Here is a 17,854-nt window from a genome sequence, read left to right as displayed (position 1 = left end):
AGGTGCGGCGTGAGTCGCTGCAAAAGCCCAAGACAAATATCCATCCATGGTCCGCCGCTCACGCATGCATGTCAAGACGTGAAGGCGACGATTTCGTGATTCGGACATGGGATGCGGGCTGCCGGCAGCGCGTTCATCGTTGAGGTTTTTGCAATTGTTTGCGTGGTCCGCAACAACTGCATCACGCTCGCATCGGCCGCAAGATTTTGCGAATTGAATTGTTTGCGCGGTCTGCACCGACTGCATCGCATCTGCATCACTTGCAACATTTTGCGAAGCTGTCATCAAGGCGGCGGCGGATGAGCCACGTGCGAGTCTCACCGGCCGGTCAATGCCGATCGGTAGCCGGCCGGAAGGTCGGTTGTCCTTGGAACAGGCAATTCACGGCTTGGCCGCTCGCCAGGCACTGCGTGGAACCTGGAGGGCAACACGGGGCGACACGAGCTGTGGGGGCGCTGCCGGTCGTTGCGCGAGAAGGCGGGTCGCAGAGAGTGCCAGCGGCCACGCCAGGGCGGTTACGTTGAGAGTCAATTCCAGGGGCTCAGGTCGGGGCGAGCCGTATGAACCCGCGAGGACGGTGCGAGACGCGGGAACCGTGCGAACCGGCGAACCGTGCGAACCGTGTGAGCCGTGCGAGACCACCGCGCGGGCGCGACGATGGGCTTGACTTCCAAGGGGTCGTTTGCTCTTCCTAGTAGATTCCCCTGGTCGACTCGCCGCATCACGCGCCTTCCCGGCTGGCACCTCGGACGACCGTGCAGAAACCCATCGACGTATTCATCTCCTACGCGCGCAGGGATGAAGCCGCTCTCCGGGAGCTCGTTTCGCACCTGGCGCCCATGCAGCGACAGGGGATCCTGCGGGCGTGGCACGACCGGGAGCTCGAGGCCGGCGCCCGATGGGAGGAAGAGGTGCGCGAGCGCCTCGAGGCGGCGCAGCTCATCTTGCTGCTCGTCAGCGCGGATTTCATCGCCTCGCCGTCCTGCTGGGACGTCGAGATGGAGCGCGCGATGGCCCGCCACGCGGCCGGCTCGGCGCGCGTCATCCCGATCCTGCTCAGGGCGTGCGACTGGAAGGGCGCGCCGTTCGGTCGCCTCGCGGCGTTGCCGGACAACGAGCGCCCCATCCAGGGCCGGGCCGATCGCGACGAGGCCTGGACCGACGTGGCGCTCGGCATCCGCGCCGCGCTCGAGAAGAACGAGAAGAGCGACAAGAGGCGCCCGCGCGGGCAGAGCCACAGGCCGATCTACCCGGACGCCGAGACCCGCAGGCTCGCCCAGGAGCTGGAGCGCGCGCGCGTGCGGCTCGGGGCGCTGCAGCTCGCAGGCGGCGACACGGCCGAGGCGCAGCGCGAGGTCCTGGAGCTCCGGCGGCAGCTGCGCGAGGGAGGCCAGCTCCGCGCCGGCGACAGGCTGGGGCAGCGCGGCAGGTACCTGCTCCTCGATCGCGTCGGGCGAGGCGGCTTCGCGAACGTGTGGCGCGCGCGCGACGACGAGCAGGGCCACGTCGTCGCCATCAAGGTGCTGCACTCGAGCCTCGCGGAGGACGCGCTCCGGCGCGAGCGCTTCTTCCGGGGGGCCCAGCGCATGGCCGGGCTCGATCACCCCGGCGTCGTGCGCGTGATCGAGCCGCACGGCGAGGACGGGGGCTTCCACTTTTTCGTCATGGAGTTCGTCAGCGGCGGCGATCTGCACCAGGCGGTCCTCCAGCAGCGCCTCCCGGCGGCGCAGGTGATCCCCCTCGTCCTGCGCGTCGGTGACGCCCTCCGCGCGGCGCACGCGAAGGGCCTCGTGCACCGCGACGTGAAGCCGGCGAACATCCTGCTCGAGCCGTCGGGCGAGCCGCGGCTCACGGACTTCGACCTGGTCGCGGCCGCGGACACGACCGGCGGGACGCGGACGGGCGCGCTCGGCACGTACGTGTACAGCGCGCCGGAGTCGATGGACCGGCCGCAGGACGCCGACGTGCGAGCCGACGTGTACGGCCTCGGGATGACGGCGCTCTTCTGCCTCCACGGCGCGCAGCTGCCGGCCGAGGCGGTGCACGACCGGGCGGCGTTCCTGCGGGAGCTCTCGTGCGACGGCACGGTCAAGGCGGTCCTGGAGCAGGCCGTCGCGTGGAAGCGCGAGAAGCGGTACGCCAGCATCGACGACCTCTGCGCGGCGCTCAGCATCGCGAGCCGGCCGCGGGGCTCGCTGCAGCCCCGGCGCGGCCCGTCCGAGTCCCCTCCGGCCGCGGCGCCCGTGGCGGTGGTGCCCTCCGCCACGGCGACGCCGGCGACCGGGATCCCTGCCGTCGGATCCGCGGCCTTCACCGCGCCGGCGGGGAGCCCGGGGGCCTTCGTGGCCCGCGCCGTGGACGCCGAGGATGACGCCGGCCGCGCCGCGAGCGCGCCCAAGATCGAGATGGCCGTGATCGTGGGCGGGCGTTTCTGGATGGGCAGCGCGGACGAGGACGTGTTGGCGAAGCCCGATGAGCGCCCGCGGCGGCAGGTGCTGGTCGCGGCGTTCAGGATGGGCGTCCATCCGACGACGCAGCGGCTCTACCGCGAGGTGATGGGCACGAACCCGGGGCTTCCCGCGAGCGACGAGCTCCCGGTGAACAACGTCAACTGGTGGGACGCGATCGAGTTCTGCAACCGTCTGTCCGCGTTACGAGGGTTCGGGCCCGCATACCAGCTCGAGGGAGAGGGCGTGATCTGGAATCGCGAGGCGAACGGCTATCGGCTCCCCACAGAGGCAGAGTGGGAGTACGCGGCGCGGGGGACCCGCGGACGCATGTATCCGTGGGGTGATGAGCCGCCATCGGACCAGCTCGCCTGGAGCGACGCGCGCATCAAGAGCCCGGTGCTCGCCATGCGGGCCGGACCCAGCCCCGTGGGGTACTACCCGAAGGGGGCGTCGCCGTTCGGGATCCTCGATATGGCGGGCAACGTCTGGGAGTGGTGCTGGGACTGGTACGGCGATTACCAGGCCGTCGAGGGTCCGGTGAGCAATCCGGTCGGGCCTTCCATCGGCTACGGGCGCGTGCTCCGCGGCGGTTCGTGGCGGGTGGTCGCGAAGAACCGGCTGCGGGCCGCGGCGCGCCACTTCATGTTCGCCAGCGCGAAGAACGCCGACGTCGGCTTCCGCTGCGTCCGCGGCTCGATGCAAGCCCACAGCGCGAAGCCGCCGGCCGGGCAGCCCGCCCGCTGACGGCGGCGCCGCCCGCGAGGGCCCCTCGCGCCGGTTGCTGTCCGCGCCGACGGGCCGCGCCGGGAAGAGCTGCGCCAGAGCGATCGAGCGAGGCCTGCGCAGCGCCCGCGAGATCGTCCTGAAAGCGCCGCACCCTCCGGCGGACCGCTCACTCCGGGAAGAACGTCTCGATCGTCAGCGCCGGCGTCCCGTCCGCGTGGACCCCGCCGAGCAGCGCGAGCGTCCCGTTCGGCGCGGGCACCACGGCCGCGCCGCGCCGCGGCTCCCTCAGCGGCAGCTCCTCGACCTGGGCCGCCGCGACGTCGACGAGGAAGCTCCGCGTCAGCCCGTCCTCGCCGGCCTCGGAGCCCACCGCGAGGATGCGCCCGCCGGGCAGCGCGAACGCGGCGACGCCCCCGATGGCCGCGGTCAACGCGGCGCCCTCGACCTCCACGGCCGCGCAGGTCGCGGCGCTCGCGGCGCACCCCGGCGCGATTCGCCGCGTCGGCGCCGCGGCGCCGCCCTGGACCCCGCCGACGAGCGTGATCTCCCCGGGACCGGTCACCGCGGCGCCCGCACCCTCGGAGGCGTCCGGCGGAAACGGCCTCGGCGAGAACTCGGTCGCGCCGTCGCCGAGCATCTCCAGCCCCTCGCCGTCCGCGCTCCCGCCCGCGACGACCAGGCCCAGGCCTTCCACCCACACGGCCGCGGCGCCGGCCCGCGCGTGGCGGAGCTTCGCCACCGAGAGCGCCCCGTCCGCGCCGACGACGAGCACCTTGTCCGAAGGCGCGCCCGCCGCCCCCGCGGCCGCGCCCGCGCGCGTCGCGCCGACAACGAACGAGCGCCCGTCCGAGGCCTCGATCGTCCGGCCGCCCGCCACCTCCGCGAACGAGCCGAGCCCCTCGGGGAGCGACGCCTCGGCGCTCTGCCCCGCCGCGACGTCGGTCCAGCTCGCGCCCTCGTCGTCCAGCGTGAGCAGCAGGTCTCCCCGGACCACGAGCGACCGCGCCGCCCGCGGGAGCGCGCCGCTGGAGGCGCTCCCGCCCCACGCCGCGAGGTCGTACGCGTCGAGCCGCGCCGGGTCCACGTCACCCGCCGCGGCGCCCTCGGCCGCGGCCCCGCCGGTGAGGATCAGGTAGCGCTCCGCGAGCGCCGCCCCGGGCGCGCCGACGCGCGACGCCGCGAGCTCGCCCGGCGGCCGCGCCCACCGGCCGGCGCGCTGGGCGAAGAGCGGCAGCACGTCGCCCGTCACCGCGGCGAGGTAGATGCCCGCCGCGGAGCGCCCCCGCACCACGGTCGCGCCGCCCGCGTCGAGGCCGCGCACGTCGAACGTGTACGCCCGCTCCGCCGGGATCTCGCCGAAATCGAGCTCGCCGCCCGGCGCCGCCGCCGCCGACACGGTGACGTCTCCCTCGGCCGCCGTCGCGGTCACCTCGATCCGGGCGACGGGTGGATCTTCCTGGAACGCGGTCGCCTCGTGCCCCGGCACGACCTCGACCGTGAGCGTCCGCGGCCCTTCCGCGCAGCCGAGGAGCGACAGGCCGAGCGCGGGAAGGACACGGCCCAGGAGCGGGATCTTCATGAGGGCCGAGTCATAGCGCCTCGAGCGCGCGAAAGCCCAGCGGAGGTGGGCCGAGCGCGCCGAGCGCCGATCTCCACCAAGCGCTACAGGTCGACCTGCACGCCGATCTCCACCACCCGCTCCGGAGGCAGCCTGAAGTAGTCGGGCACGGCGCCGGCGTTCCGCGCCATCACCGCGAAGATCGTCTCCGTGATCCTGCCCATCCGGCCCCTGTCGGTGGCGAGGATGGTCTCGCGGCCGAGGTAATACGCCACATCCGCGAAATCGATGGGCAGCGCGTGCGCGGCCGCGGCCCGCCGCAAGAGGGCCGGGACGTCGGTCGACTGCATGAAGCCCGAGCGGATGACGACCTGGTGAACCCCCTTGTCGAGGCTCGTCACGTCGAGGCGCTCCCTGTCGGCGACCCGGGGGACGTGCTCCGTCACCACGGTCAAGATCACCACCGTCTCGTGCAGCACCTTGTTGTGCTTGAGGTGGTGCGTCAGCGCGTAAGGTGTCTTGCCCGCGCGCGAGCTCAGGAAGACCGCCGTGCCGGGGACCCGCGCGCGGCACTTCGCGTCGAGATCGCGCACGAAGGTGTCGACCGAAGGGGCCGCCCGCGTGAAGCGCTCGGCGAGGATCGCGCGGCCTCGCTTCCAGATCACCATCATGGTGAACAGGACCGCGGCGATGACCGCCGGCACGTACCCGCCGTCGAGGAACTTGATCAGGTTGGCCCCGAAGAACGGCAGATCGAACGAGAGGAACAGGATCAGCAGCGGCAGCGCCTTCGCGAGCGGGGCGCGCCACGTGTGCCGCATCACGACGAAGAAGACGATCGACGTGATCCCCATCGTGCCGGTCACCGCGATGCCGTACGCCGCGGCCAGCCGGCTCGACTGCTGGAAGATCAGCACGAGCGCGAGGCACCCGGCCGCGAGGGCCCAGTTCGTCAGGGGGATGTAGATCTGCCCCGCGGCCTCGCTCGACGTGTGGCGCACCTGGGTCCGCGGCAGGTACCCGAGCTGGATCGCCTGGTGCGTGAGCGAGTAGGCGCCCGAGATGAGCGCCTGCGACGCGATCACGGTGGCCATGGCGGCGAGCGCGACCAGCGCGTAGGTGAGGGGACCCTTCGGCACCATCGCGAAGAACGGGTTCGCGGCGGCCTCGGGCTCCTGCAGCAGGAGCGCCCCCTGGCCGAAGTAGTTGAGCACGAGCGCGGGGAGCGCGGCCGCGTACCAGGCGAGCCGGATCGGGCCGCGCCCGAAGTGCCCCATGTCCGCGTAGAGCGCCTCGCCCCCCGTGATGACGAGGACGACCGACCCCAGGATCGCGAACCCGTGGAAGCCGTGGGCGGCGAAGAAGCGCGCCGCGTACACGGGGTTCAGGGCGGCGAGCACCGCCGGGTTCCTGGCGATGAACACGAGCCCGAGCACGGCGAGCGCGGTGAACCAGAGGACCATGATGGGGCCGAAGACCTTGCCGACGCGCGCCGTCCCCCAGCGCTGCACGCTGAAGAGCCCGACGAGGATCGCGCAGGTGAGCGGCACGACGAACGGCTTGAGCCCGCTCGTCGCCACCTCGAGCCCCTCCATGGCGCTCAGCACCGAGATGGCGGGCGTGATGACCCCGTCGCCGTAGAGGAGCGCGGCGCCGAGCACCACGAGCCCAGCGAGCCACCCGACGCCCTGCGTCCCGCTGGCGCGCAGCCGCTCCGGCACCAGCGCGAGCAGGGCGAGGATGCCGCCCTCACCGTCGTTGTCGGCCCGCGTGATGAAGGTGACGTACTTGACCGTGACCACCATCATCAGCGACCAGAAGAGGAGCGAGAGCAGCCCGAGGACGTTGTCGGGCGTCGGCGGGACGCCGTGCGTCGCGCTCACGCACTCCTTGAGCGCGTAGAGCGGGCTCGTGCCGATATCGCCGAAGACGACCCCGAGCGCGGCCAGGGCGAGCGCTGCCTTGCCGCCGTGGTGGCCGCGCGCCGCGGTAGCGTCGGCCCCACGGCGAGCAGCGCCGTGCTGCGTGGGACCATCGTCCGCGCGGGTCACCGCCCGCTGCGTCGCTCCAGGAGGGGCCGGCAGAGCGCCGGGGGGAGGCTCGGCAGAGGCCGGGTCGTTCATGGGGCGGAGTCATAGCGCTCGCCGTCGTGAAAGCCCACCGCCGCTCAAATGGAGCCGAATCAGGCCCGGATCCTGGAGGCCATGGATGCGCTCGTCAACCGCGCCGACGCGAACAAGCAGAAAGGGCGGAGCCCGCGGAGGTGTAAGTCTCCTCCACAGCGGCTCGCGGAGGCTGGCGCATGATGCATTGAGGAGGTGAAGCGCTCATCGCCAGACGGAGCCGTCATCTTGGCTCAAGCTGCGATCGTGGTTGAAGCTGCCACCGCGCTCGACGTTCTTCGTCCGGGCGCGGTGACATCGCGCGGCGCACGAAGACCAGGAACTATTGAATCGACCGGCGCCGGACCGGGAGAGGCCCCCTCCAGGACGGTCGCGCTTCGCGCGGGTCAGGCGGTGGGCTCAGCCAGAGGGCAGGCGATGGCCGGCGCGTAGAGCGCGCCGCTTTCGGAGCACGCCGAGGGCCAGCGGTGCGAGCAGCCAGAGGGAGGTCGATGGGCTCGACCTCGTCGTTCCGATGTAAGCGCACGAACATCCTCCATCGTCCGACGGGTCCGCGTCGGCTGAGCCAGAGCCGCTCGAATCGGGGGGCGCGCCGCCTGTAGAAGCTCCGCCACCACCAGCCGAGCTGTTCGACCCATCCGTTGTGGCGCTGCCGCTCGTCGAGGCGCCTTCCGCCGACGTTCCAGCGCCACCTGTGCTCGCAGCGCCGCTGCCCGCGCTTCCGCCGCCGCTGCTCGCGCCACCGGCGCCGCCGCTGGTCACCGCGCCTGCCGTGGCGCTTGTGCTGGCGCCCCCAGCGCCGCTCTCTCCGCCTGCGCCTGCGCTGGTCACCGCGCCTGCCGTGGCGCTTGTGCTGGCGCTGCTGGCGCCCCCAGCGCCGTTCTCTCCGCCGGCGCCGCCGGTGTTCGCACCTCCGGTGCCGGCGGCGCCCGCACCGCTCTCTCCGCCGCTGCCGCCGCTGCTCGCGGCGCCTGCCGTGACGCTCGTGCCGCCGCTGCCGGCTGCACCTCCGGTGCTCGTGACGCCCGTCCCTGCGACGTCACACGAGCCCTCGATGCAGATACCGCTTGCGCCGCAGCTGTTGCTGTTCGTGGGACCACAGATCCCGTCGACGGCAGCGCCCGCCGCCACGCTGCACGCAAAGCAGTCATCCGTCGCCGCGCTGCAAGTCGTTCGGCAACAGACACCATCGACGCAGTGCCCGCTCTTGCACTGGATGTCGAGGTCGCACTCCTGTCCTTGCGACGCGGCGTCCATCTGATTGGCATTGACGCGATAGTTCTGAACGCCAGTCGTCTGGTCACCGAAGACGTACGTGACGAGCGAGCTGCGTCCGTCCCCGACCGCTGCCACGGTCGGCGAGTGGTACGCCCCGGTCGACGACGACAGGAGCGTCGTGCCGAGGACCACATCGCCCGCCGGTGAGAGCCACGCCCCGTGGATCTTCTTCTCTGTGATGCCTCCGGGCCACACGATGAGCGTGTCGACGCCGTCGAAGGCGAGCTCCGGTCCCTGCCGATACCACGCGCCGGAGTACCCTGCGATGCTCGTCGCGGAGAGCTGGATCCAGCTCGGATCCAGGACGTTGCCCGTGCTCGGCGACACGCGGGTCGCCCACATCCGGTACGTCGACGAGCTGACGCTGCTGCTGGCGACCCGTCGCGCCGCGACCACGAAGGACGTGCCGTCGTAGGCGACCGCGGGGAACATGCCCGTACCCAGGCTGAGACCTGGGCTCGGATCGAGGCGCGTGCCGTCGGACAGGACGCGCGCGCCTCGCGTCCCGCTCGGCAGGAGGCTCGTTCCAGGCGTGTGCCAGACGATGAAATATTGACCTGCCCCATAGGCCATCGTGACGTGGCTCGCGCCCGTCCGCTGCGCCACGAGCAGCGGCGGGTCGTCGAGCACCGCGCCGTCCGCGCCGATACGCGACGCTTCGAGCTTGTCGTTGTCACCGCCAGCCGTATCCTGCCAGGCGACGAGGTACCCAGAGCCATCCGAGGAGACCGCCGGAGTCTTATCGGAGCCGCCCACCGAGATCGCGATGCCGTCCGGATCGAGCACCTGTCCGTCCGGCGTCACGCGCGCTCCAACCACGTCGCGGCGGGTGTAGTTGCTGCCGCTCCTGCGTCCGTCGAGCCACACCACGAAATAGCCGCTCTCGCTCGCCGCGAGGCGAGGCTCGCGCTGATCGTACGGCGCACTGTTGATCAGGATTCCGGCTGGATCCAGGACGGTGCCCGCCTCGCTGACGCGCGCGCCATAGAGGTCGGTGCGCGTCCCCTCGCGGTAGTCCTGCCAGACCACGAAATAGTGTCCATCCCTGTAGGCGATGGCGGGCATCGACTGCTCGCTCGCTGCCCGGCTCAGGTGCAGGCCGCCGACGTCGAGGGCGGCGCCGTCCGCGATGCGGGCGCCAAAGACCTCCCCGTCGTCGTCGCCAGCAAAGCTTCCATTGCCGAACCGCCCATCCTCCCACGCGGCGAGACACCCGGCCGCGCCGCAGAACACGGTGGGTAGCGCCTTTCTCCCGCTGGCTGTGACGAGCGCGCTCCCGGCGCCGCCCAGGACCGCGCCGTCGGGGCTCACCCGGTTCACGAACACGTCCTGAGCGCTGCCGGAGCTCCAGACGACGACGAAGCTCGTCCCGTCGAACGCCGCCGAGGGGGCGACGTGCGTGCCGGGCTCAGCAGAGAGCTTCTGGCTCACCGCGTCCTCCACCACGCCGGCCTGGCTCACGCGCACGGATTCGATTTGCGGGCGATCGGTCCCGTTCTGGTAGGCGACCAGGTAGCGCGTGCCGTCGAAGGCGGCGGACGGCTTGATCTGATCGTAGGCGCCGGCCGCGATCGCGATGTGGTTCGGCTCGAGGACCACGCCCGCAGGCGAGATGTGCGCGCCGTAGATGTCGAAGCCGGCGACGCCCCCGCCCCGACGATCCGACCAGGTCGCGAAGTAGTTCGTGCCGTCGAAGAGGAGGCGCGGCTCGAGCTGCGCCTGAACCTGGGTGGCGACGTTGAAGGAGGCGCCTACGAAGGTGCCTCTGGCGCTCACCAGCCGCGCCTTGATGTTCGAGCTCGAGTCCGTGTGCGTCGGCCACGCCACGAGGTAGTTCGTGCCGTCGAAGGCGACCGCGACGTCCCGCCCGAGGGCCTGCTCGATCGCCACACCACCCTGGCCGTGGAGCGGGACGCCCGCCGGCGTGATGCGGTTGAATCGAACCCAGCCGCTGATGTCGACGAACGCCACGAGGTAGTTGGTGCCGTCGAAGGCGATGGCGGGAGGGTGCTGCGCCGTGCCGTTCTCGAGCACGGGGATGCCCCCCGGATCGAGGACCTCTCCGGCCGGCGTGACGCGCGTGGCAAAGAGCCTGCGGTAGTTCTCGTCGATGGCCCGGTTGTCGTTCCAGATCACGAGGTAGTTGGTGCCGTCGAAGCCGATCGCCGGCATCGACTGATCGAGGCGCGCAAAGCCGAGCACCGGCTCGTTCAGCGGGATGCGCAACGTGAGGAGCGGATCGATCTCGGCGGGGAAGATGGAGCTCGCCACGACCTCCTCCGGCACCACGATGCGCAGCGCGCCCTCGCCCAGGTGCTCGACGGCCAGCGGGACGACGTTGCCCGTCGCGTCGCGCCATGTCGCGTCGCCGTAGCTCACCACGCGACCGTCATCGGTCACGAACGAATGCCCCGAGCCCGCGGAGTACCCGCGGTACGAGGCCCCCGTCACGCGGAGCCGCACCTCGATCGCCCCCGCGCACGGCGCCTCCGCGAAGGAGAAGCTCTGATGAAGGCCTTCTTCCGTGTTCGCGAGGTGCTCGACGGCCCAACCGCGATCGAGCGCGAGGTGACCGTCGGCGACCACCTCGGCGCCGCGCCGCTCGGGCGACGCGAGCTCGCCTCCGCCGCACGAGAAGCCAGACGTCTCGAACGCGACCTGGACCGACGGGGCCGCGCCTCGAGCGGCTTTGCCGGCAAGGCCCAGCTCCACGCGCTCCTCGGAGACACGCGCCCGGTAGGCGCCAAAGCCGCCGCTGAAGGTGCCTCCGGGCGTCCGGCGAAAGGCGAGGCGCGCTCGACGCATCGTCTTCTCGAGGTCGAAGGGCACGGCATGAGGCGACCTGGCGCCGCTCTGGACAGCCTTCGAGGCCTTCGCCGCGGCTCCCGGCTCCGGCGCGGAAGAATCGGAGCAGGCCGCCCCGCCGAGCGCCGCCAAGGTCGTCAGCAGCAGCGCGCTGGTCACCCGGCGGCTCGCGCCTAGCCCGGGGTGCGAAGGCCTGGTCGTAGGGTGCGAGGTGCGAGCGCAAGAAGGCATGTGCCCGCAATTTCTCACGCTCGAGCTCGCTCGCCCATGGAAAGCCGCCGACCACCCCGGAGAAAGTCGCCGCCTCTGGCGTTGGGTCGCCTCGAGCGTGCTCTTCACTCGGGGATCGTTGGAGGCTGGTTTGTGAGAAAATTTACGCCACTCGGCCAGCGCATCCAATGCGCCATGGAGGCGACGCCCGGAAGAAACGAGCGGGCTCTCCCCAGCGGGGCCAGGTTCGCCGACCTCCGCCTTCAGTCACATTGGTACTTCCACATGCAGAAGCCCTGTTGGTCCCAAAGGCCAGGCCCGTGGAGCATGTGCCAGCACTCCATGCCGCTCGGGCACGTGGTGTTCGCGTCGCAGGGCAACTCGCAGACCGAGTTGCACACCGGCGTGGCGGTTCCGCTCGGCGGCCGCGGGCAGTCCTCCGCCGTTTCGCACTCGTAGTTGCATTGCGCCGCCAGATCACACCACATCGATCCATCGTCTTGTCTGTCGGCCACGTACGCCGCCCTGCATGTGCGCTCTGCGCCGTCCGGTTCACGATCCGGGCATTGCATACGGCCGAAGTTCCCGTCCTCGGGGGGGATGCAGGGAGCCCACGGCCCTTCGGTGGGCACCTCGACGGTGGTCGCCAGGTGGACTTCCACGATCGGATCGACATGGCGGTCGCCGCACGCCGCCTGTGCGGACGCGAAGGCCGCCGACAAGCCAAGAGCCCAGAGCTTCGTAGCCGTGATCTTCATTGGGTCCTCCACGCCGCGCGCCGACGCGCCCGGCGTCAAGATGGTCTGCGCTGAGGTCACGGAAGCTGCCCATTTCGGCTCACGGCAACACGACCTCCACGCCGAGAGACGCGCCAAGGAACGGGCGACCCCACGTGTCGGTCGCGCGGCCTGCGGCGTCGATCACGAGGCGCGGCACCGCGATGCCGGCGAGCAGGTGCTCGCTGATCCGCAGGTGTGGAGTCGGCGCGAACGAGAGCCCTGCGCGCAGGTACGTCGCGACCGCGTATGCGTCCTCCGATCTGCCCGCGTACCGGGGCGAGCGGCCTTCGCCCTCGACGTGCAGCCAGGCGGCGGCGAGCCCTGCGCCGGCCGATGGCAGCCACGCGGCGTCGGTGGGGCCGAGCGGGACGCGCACCCCCAGGGCGGCGAGCGCTATGCGCGTGTGCCGCGTGCCCTCTTTGCCCTCACGGCTCGCGCTGGCGAGCGGGATCTGGACGAAGGCGGAGAGCCCCAGACGAGACCGGATCATCGCGTACCCCGACACGTCCAGCATCGGGGTGGCGGGCACGCCGCCTGCGCTCCACAGGATCGCCGGCGCCGCCCCGACGCCGAACGTCATCGGTGTGCTTCGGATTGCGCCTGGCCCGGGGGCCGGGGGAGGGGGCGGGCGGGAGGCGCCGTCGGCTCGCGGGCGCGCGGCGGCGACGGGCCTGGCCGGCGGAGTCTCTTGCATGTCGACGACGGCGCGAGCCTCGGGATCGGCTTCGACCTCGCCCTGCGACGGACGGGGCGAGCGCACATCGAGGAGGCTCGCGCGCAGGAGCTCCACCGCGCGAACCGCGACCGTGGCTGGATCGTCGGCCATCACGGCGCTCTGGACCGATCGACCGGTCGCGCCACGGGCGATCGAGATCTCGACGCCACCCGGCACCTCCGTCACCCGGATCTCCGCCGCCGCTCCGGCCTCGCGCGCGCTCGTCTCGATGGGCCCCTGGGAGCGCGGCTCGGCGCCGCCCCTCACGACCACCACGGTGAATCCGAGCGTGGCGAGCTCGGCGTACACGCGGGCCATGATGGAATCCGACCGGCGATCGGCGATCAGGACGACCTTCGTGCGTGGAGGCTCCGGCGGCGGATCCGGCGGCGCCGCGCGCGCTTCGGGTGCGACGAGGAGGCAAAGCCCGAGCGCCCAGCCTCCGCCGTGCGCCGCGCGATCCGGCCTTCGAGACGGCATTCACTCCCCCTCGAGGAGATCCCTGGCATGCGCGGCGTGGGGACCCGCCGGATACCGCGCCAGGTAGCGGCGCGCGGCGTCGCGGGCCTCGCTGGCCGACCCCATCGACTCCCGGCACTCGATGACCCTCCCGAGCGCTTCCTGCGCAAAGGAGCCGCCCGGTTGCTCTTCGAGGTACACGAGGAACCAGCGCTCGGCCTCGGCGTACGATCGCCGCTGGTCGAACGCCATCCGGCCGAGGTGGAAGGCGGCCTTCGCCGCCTCGCCCGAGCCCGCGAACCGGCTCCGCGCCGCGGTGAGCGCCGCCGCGGCGCGATCCGCCTTCCCGGAGAAGCGCGCGACGTCCGCGAGCGTCAGCAGATCCGCCGCGCTCGCGCGGGCGACGAGCCCGTCGAAGCCCTCGGCCTCGGCCGCCGTCATGGCCTCATGGTACCTGTCGCTGGCCACGAGATCGCGCCAGCTCGGCCGGCGGGGGGCGGCGTCCGCGGCCTTCGCGACCATCGCGCGTTCGCTGGCGCCGGTCGCCGCGGGGGCCGGCTCGAAGGCCGCCTGATCGATGGGCGTGGCGGACGGCGCAGGCGGCGCGGCGGCGCGCAGCTCCCCGCGCGTGAGCTCGAAGCGCTGCTCCTTGCAGAAGACCTCGAGCGTCTCTCCCGCGGCGACGGTGCGCCGCCCCCCCACGAGCGGCCCCGACACGGCGACCGATCCTTCCCGCAGCACCAGCTTGAGCTGCTCGCTCTCCGGGGACCAGCTCAGCTCGAAGCGCGTGCCGGTGACCAGCACGTCGAACGGGCCGACGTCGAAGCTCCAGGCGCTCGTCGCGGTGTGCGTCACCGTCGCGGTCAGCCGGCCGCCTTCCAGCAGCACGCGCGCGCCATGTGCGTCGGCGGCCACCACGCGCGCCCGGGCGTTCGCGTCCAGCGCCAGGGAGGTGCCGTCCGAGAAGGCGACCGCCAGAGGAGCATCCGCGCTGGCGGCGATCCACGCCCCGACCCGACCTCGCGCCGAGCCCACCGCGAACGAGAGCGACCGCGACGAGGGGAGCAGCACGAGGAGCAGCGCCGCACAGACCCCCGCCAGCGCCACGAGGGCCGCGGGCGCGATCCACCGGGGACGCTTGGGGCCGATGCGCGCGGCCCCGGGACGGGAGGATCCGCCGGCCGCGATCTCCAGGAACCGTCGGCGCGCGCCATCGAGATCCTGCGCCGCGAGCTCCTCGTCCTGGGCCCGGCGGAGCTCATGAAGACGATCGAACGGGGGACGATCGCTCATGACGCGCCTCCCTTCAGCCACCCCTCGAGGGCGGGCTGCTCCCGCGCCGCCGCGCGGAAGTGGACCTCCGCGCGGGCCAGCCTTCGCTTGATGGTCGCGAGCGAGACGCCGCACGCGTCGGCGACCTCCTGGAGATCCATGCCCTCGATGCGCCGCAGCGCGAACGCGATGCGCTCGTCGGCCGGGAGCCGCTCCAGCGCTCGATAGGTCGCGCGCAGCGCCTCGTGGGCCTCACCTTCGTACGGGGGCTCCACGAGGGGTGGGAGCTCGTCGGGGGCGAAGAAGAGGAGCCATTTCCGGCGCGCGCGTCGCTGGATGCAGGTCCGCGCCGTGAACACGGCGACCGAGGTGATCCACGCCTTCAGCGCTGCCGGATCGCGCAGGGTGTCGAGCGAGGACAGCGCGCGGACGAAGGCGTCGTGATGCGCGTCGGAGAGGTCGCGGCTGCCGCCGAGCACCCGGCCGAGGACGCGGAGCACGTGCCCGGAGAAGCGCTCGTGGAAGGCGGAGAGCGCGGCAGGATGCCTCGCGCGGAGGCCCTCCACGAGCGCCTCGTCGCTCGCATAGGCGACCACGCCGAGCCTTCGCGGGGGCGCGAGCGCGCTGGCGCGCATCACCATGATCGTGGGGCTCCGCTGGGAATGACCGAACGCCTCCTGCCGCCTCGTGATCCGATCGGCCCCCTTGAGTCACGGCAGCGCCGCGAGACGGCTCACAGCGGACGAAGCCCGCGGGGATCGGCCGGCGAGCGCGCGCCCGGCGCCAGCCGAGAACTTTCTCCGCGCGCGCCGCGCATGCGAGGCTGCCCGGCCCCGCCGAAGCGCGCGCTCACCCGAGAGCGCTCGTCCAGAGACCGGACCCATCCGGGAGATGTAGGATAAAGTAGCACACGAAAGTTGTGGGTCGCCGGCCGGGCAGGGTAGACGGGGCGAGGAGGACGCATGAGGCGCAGCAAGGGCGAGAGCATGGACACCGGGGCGGTGCGGAACCTCGAGGAGATCCAGGAAGAGGATCCCGGGGCTCGCCCGTCGCGCGCGGGCGCGCTGGTGCTGGCCTCGCTCGGCGGGGCGTGCATCGTCTTCGCCGCGGTGGCGCTCCTGCGCGCCCCGCAGCGCGAGCGGCCGGTCACCGCCGATCCGCTCGGCGATCTGGTCGCGCGCACCCACCCGGCCGGCGTGAAGCCGGCCCCGCGCCCTGCCACGATCGGGGAGGACGTGACCTTCCCCGCGGTCCTCTCGGACGCGGAGCACCCGACGACCGCGCTCGAGGCCGTGCGCGATCCGCGGGCGGCCAAGGCGGCCACCTCCGCCGAGGCGCCGGCCGCGGAGCCCCTCCCGCCGCCTGCCGCGGACCGGCTGCCCGTGGTCCCGCTGCCGGCGCAGCACGTGCTCGGGCCCTCCGGCGGCGAGGCCGCACCGAACGACACGCTCACGGCGATGGCGCGCCACGTGTCGCGCGAGGAGGGGCCCGAGATCGAGCGGGGAGGGCCTGGCAGCTACCAGCTCCAGGTGAGCTCGTTCAAGGACCCCACCGACGCCGAGAATTTCGCGGCGGCCCTGCGCCGGCGCGGGCACAAGGCGTACGTCGAGCCGGCGTACGTCAAGGGCCGCGGCCTCTGGCACCGGGTGCGCGTGGGCCCCTTCAAGTACAAGCGCTCGGCCGTGATCTATCGGCAGGAGTTCGAGGCCAAGGAGCGCCTCGTGACGTTCATCGTCGACCCGCCCAAGACCACGGTCAAAGTGGCTGACAGCTCCGGCGACGACGCGTAGATCAGGCGCTCCGGAGAGCCCTCCTCCCTCGGCGCGCCGCCCCCCGCTACCGGCGCGCCGCCCCCGGGAGCGCCGCGGCCGGCGTGAGCGCGCAGGACAGGACCCCCTTGGCCCCGGCGAGCTGCCCGGCGAGCTCGGACAGCTCCTGCCCGCGGCCCTTCAGCACCATCACCTGGAGCAGCCGGGCCGCGTCGAGGCGGACCAGCAGGCTGGAGACCAGAGACCCCGCGCGCCGCTCCTCCAGCTCGGAGATCCGCAGCACGAGCTCCCGCACCTCGGGCTCGTACACGAGCGTCAGCGTGGCCGCCACCTCGGCCCCCTCGTCCAGCGCGGCGCGCGTCAGGTCCGCGCGGACCAGATCCCGCAGCGCCTCCGAGCGGTTCTCGTAGCCCTGCGCGGTGATGCGCCGATCGAACTCGGCCAGCAGCGCGCGATCCATCGCCACGCCGAAGCGGACCAGGTCGCTCATCGCTCGTCCCCCGTTCAGCTCTTGCGCCGCTCGAGGTGCCGCCGCGCGGCGTCCTTCACCGGCGACGTCACGTTCTTGCTCTTCGCGATGCCCCGGAGATCGGACTCGCGCAGGTGCTGGACCAGCCGCGTCGCGACGAGCACCGGCGTCCTCGGGTTCTCGACGAGGTTCCGCTTCACCGTGTAGCTCTTCAGCCACTCGGGCGTCGTCGAGATGATCCGCAGCACCTCGTCCGAGATGTTCCGGTTGCGGCTGATGAGGACGACCTCCTCCTCCTGCATCTGCGGGCTGCGCACGGCGGCGCTGGCCACGAGGCGGTTCGAGTCGCGCACGAGCAGCATGCGCTCCTCGCGCGAGCCGAGCATCGCCCGCCGGATCCGCTGCGACATGGTCATGTCGGCGAGCCGCTTGTAGAGCGGGACGTACTGCTCCTTGATCGCCTCCTTGCCCTCCTCGTCCTCGACGTGGGTGTCGACCGGCTCGTCCGCGGCGAGCGACTCCGCGAGCGCCTGCGTCTCGCTGAACAGCACGTCGTCCGGCGTGGGCTCGGGCGACGGCTCCGCGATGAGCTCGTCCTTGATCGCGACGCTGACCTCGCGCCACGCCGGGATGCCCGTGAGCTCGACCCCGTTGCGGGACGCGAGATCGACGAGGCGGTCGGCGGTCGACATCCGCGTGTTCTTGTTGAGGTAGAGCTTCTCGATGACGCGCGGGTTCTTGAGCAGCCGCTCCTCGTTGACGGCGATGAGCTCCGTCACCGCCTCGCCCCCGGTCCGCGCGAGCTCCTCGAGCGTCTCCGCGGCGACGCCCGGCATCGCGAGGAGCCTCTCGACGACCGGGAGGCGGTCCGCGTACACGCGGGCCAGCCGGTCGATGACCGGCGGCTGCAGATCCGCGCCGAGCGCCCCCTGGAGCAGCGGCTCGGGGAGCGCCGCCAGCGTCTTCTCCGCGGTCTCGCGGGCCGGCTCCTCCTCGCGCGACGCGAGCAGCACGAGCACCGTCACGACGTCGCCCGGCTTGAGCCCGGGGGCGATGCCGCGCGCCGCCATCTCCCTGAGCTTCTGCGGCGCGCCCGGCTGCGCCAGCTTCTGCGCGGGCGCCGAGAGGGCGCCGACGTCGATCGGCGCGGTCATCGAGGCGCCCTCGCCAGCGCGGCCCCGTGCCAGGAGGACGAGCGCTTCGGCTGCCGAACGGCGGAGCTCGGGATCCCGGAGGACGCG

The 17,854-nt window shown here is 72.4% G+C and carries 11 protein-coding genes; 2 read left to right on the top strand and 9 right to left on the bottom strand.

Features of this window, described 5'->3' with window-relative positions:
- The first annotated feature begins 755 nt into the window (after positions 1 to 755).
- Positions 756 to 3,194: an SUMF1/EgtB/PvdO family nonheme iron enzyme gene (locus WME97_RS20170; RefSeq protein ID WP_437554025.1), complete on the top strand. Its 2,439-nt coding sequence runs from the start codon at positions 756 to 758 to the stop codon at positions 3,192 to 3,194.
- Between the two features lie 148 nt (positions 3,195 to 3,342).
- Here the strand turns inward: WME97_RS20170 and WME97_RS20165 are convergent, their stop codons facing one another.
- From WME97_RS20165 to WME97_RS20135, 7 genes are all read right to left on the bottom strand, one after another.
- Complete coding sequence (locus tag WME97_RS20165) at positions 3,343 to 4,755, bottom strand: hypothetical protein (RefSeq protein WP_437554023.1); 1,413 nt, start codon at positions 4,753 to 4,755, stop codon at positions 3,343 to 3,345.
- A gap of 83 nt (positions 4,756 to 4,838) precedes the next feature.
- Positions 4,839 to 6,857, bottom strand: coding sequence for a potassium transporter Kup (locus WME97_RS20160; RefSeq protein WP_437554021.1), 2,019 nt, complete (start codon positions 6,855 to 6,857; stop codon positions 4,839 to 4,841).
- Positions 6,858 to 7,256: 399 nt separating this feature from the next.
- The gene (locus tag WME97_RS20155; protein WP_437554019.1) at positions 7,257 to 11,099 is read right to left on the bottom strand and encodes a hypothetical protein; all 3,843 of its coding nucleotides are present in this window, start codon (positions 11,097 to 11,099) and stop codon (positions 7,257 to 7,259) included.
- A gap of 314 nt (positions 11,100 to 11,413) precedes the next feature.
- On the bottom strand, positions 11,414 to 11,908 hold the full coding sequence (locus tag WME97_RS20150) for a hypothetical protein (RefSeq protein WP_437554017.1): 495 nt from the start codon (positions 11,906 to 11,908) through the stop codon (positions 11,414 to 11,416).
- A gap of 79 nt (positions 11,909 to 11,987) precedes the next feature.
- Positions 11,988 to 13,124 (bottom strand): hypothetical protein, encoded by a 1,137-nt coding sequence (locus WME97_RS20145; RefSeq protein ID WP_437554015.1) that lies wholly within the window; start codon positions 13,122 to 13,124, stop codon positions 11,988 to 11,990.
- Positions 13,125 to 14,396 carry a FecR domain-containing protein gene (locus WME97_RS20140; RefSeq protein ID WP_437554013.1) on the bottom strand — a complete coding sequence of 424 codons (1,272 nt, stop codon included), beginning with the start codon at positions 14,394 to 14,396 and terminating at the stop codon, positions 13,125 to 13,127. It lies immediately after the preceding gene.
- Positions 14,393 to 15,016: an RNA polymerase sigma factor gene (locus tag WME97_RS20135; RefSeq protein WP_437554011.1), complete on the bottom strand. Its 624-nt coding sequence runs from the start codon at positions 15,014 to 15,016 to the stop codon at positions 14,393 to 14,395. Before WME97_RS20135 ends, WME97_RS20140 begins: the two co-directional genes overlap by 4 nt.
- 321 nt (positions 15,017 to 15,337) lie before the next feature.
- On the opposite strand from WME97_RS20135, the gene WME97_RS20130 reads away from it, so the two are divergent.
- Complete coding sequence (locus WME97_RS20130; RefSeq protein ID WP_437554009.1) at positions 15,338 to 16,165, top strand: SPOR domain-containing protein; 828 nt, start codon at positions 15,338 to 15,340, stop codon at positions 16,163 to 16,165.
- Between the two features lie 46 nt (positions 16,166 to 16,211).
- On the opposite strand, the gene nikR is transcribed toward WME97_RS20130, so the two are convergent.
- Both nikR and WME97_RS20120 read right to left on the bottom strand, forming a co-directional pair.
- Positions 16,212 to 16,634 carry a nickel-responsive transcriptional regulator NikR gene (gene nikR, locus WME97_RS20125; RefSeq protein WP_012236284.1) on the bottom strand — a complete coding sequence of 141 codons (423 nt, stop codon included), beginning with the start codon at positions 16,632 to 16,634 and terminating at the stop codon, positions 16,212 to 16,214.
- Between the two features lie 14 nt (positions 16,635 to 16,648).
- Positions 16,649 to 17,767, bottom strand: a complete 1,119-nt coding sequence (locus tag WME97_RS20120) for a hypothetical protein (RefSeq protein WP_437554007.1) — start codon at positions 17,765 to 17,767, stop codon at positions 16,649 to 16,651.
- Positions 17,768 to 17,854: the final 87 nt, after the last annotated feature.

The sequence above is a fragment of the Sorangium sp. So ce367 genome, from assembly GCF_051520455.1.
Lineage (GTDB): Bacteria > Myxococcota_A > Polyangia > Polyangiales > Polyangiaceae > Sorangium > Sorangium cellulosum_B.
This window is presented reverse-complemented; position numbering and strand designations above follow the sequence as displayed.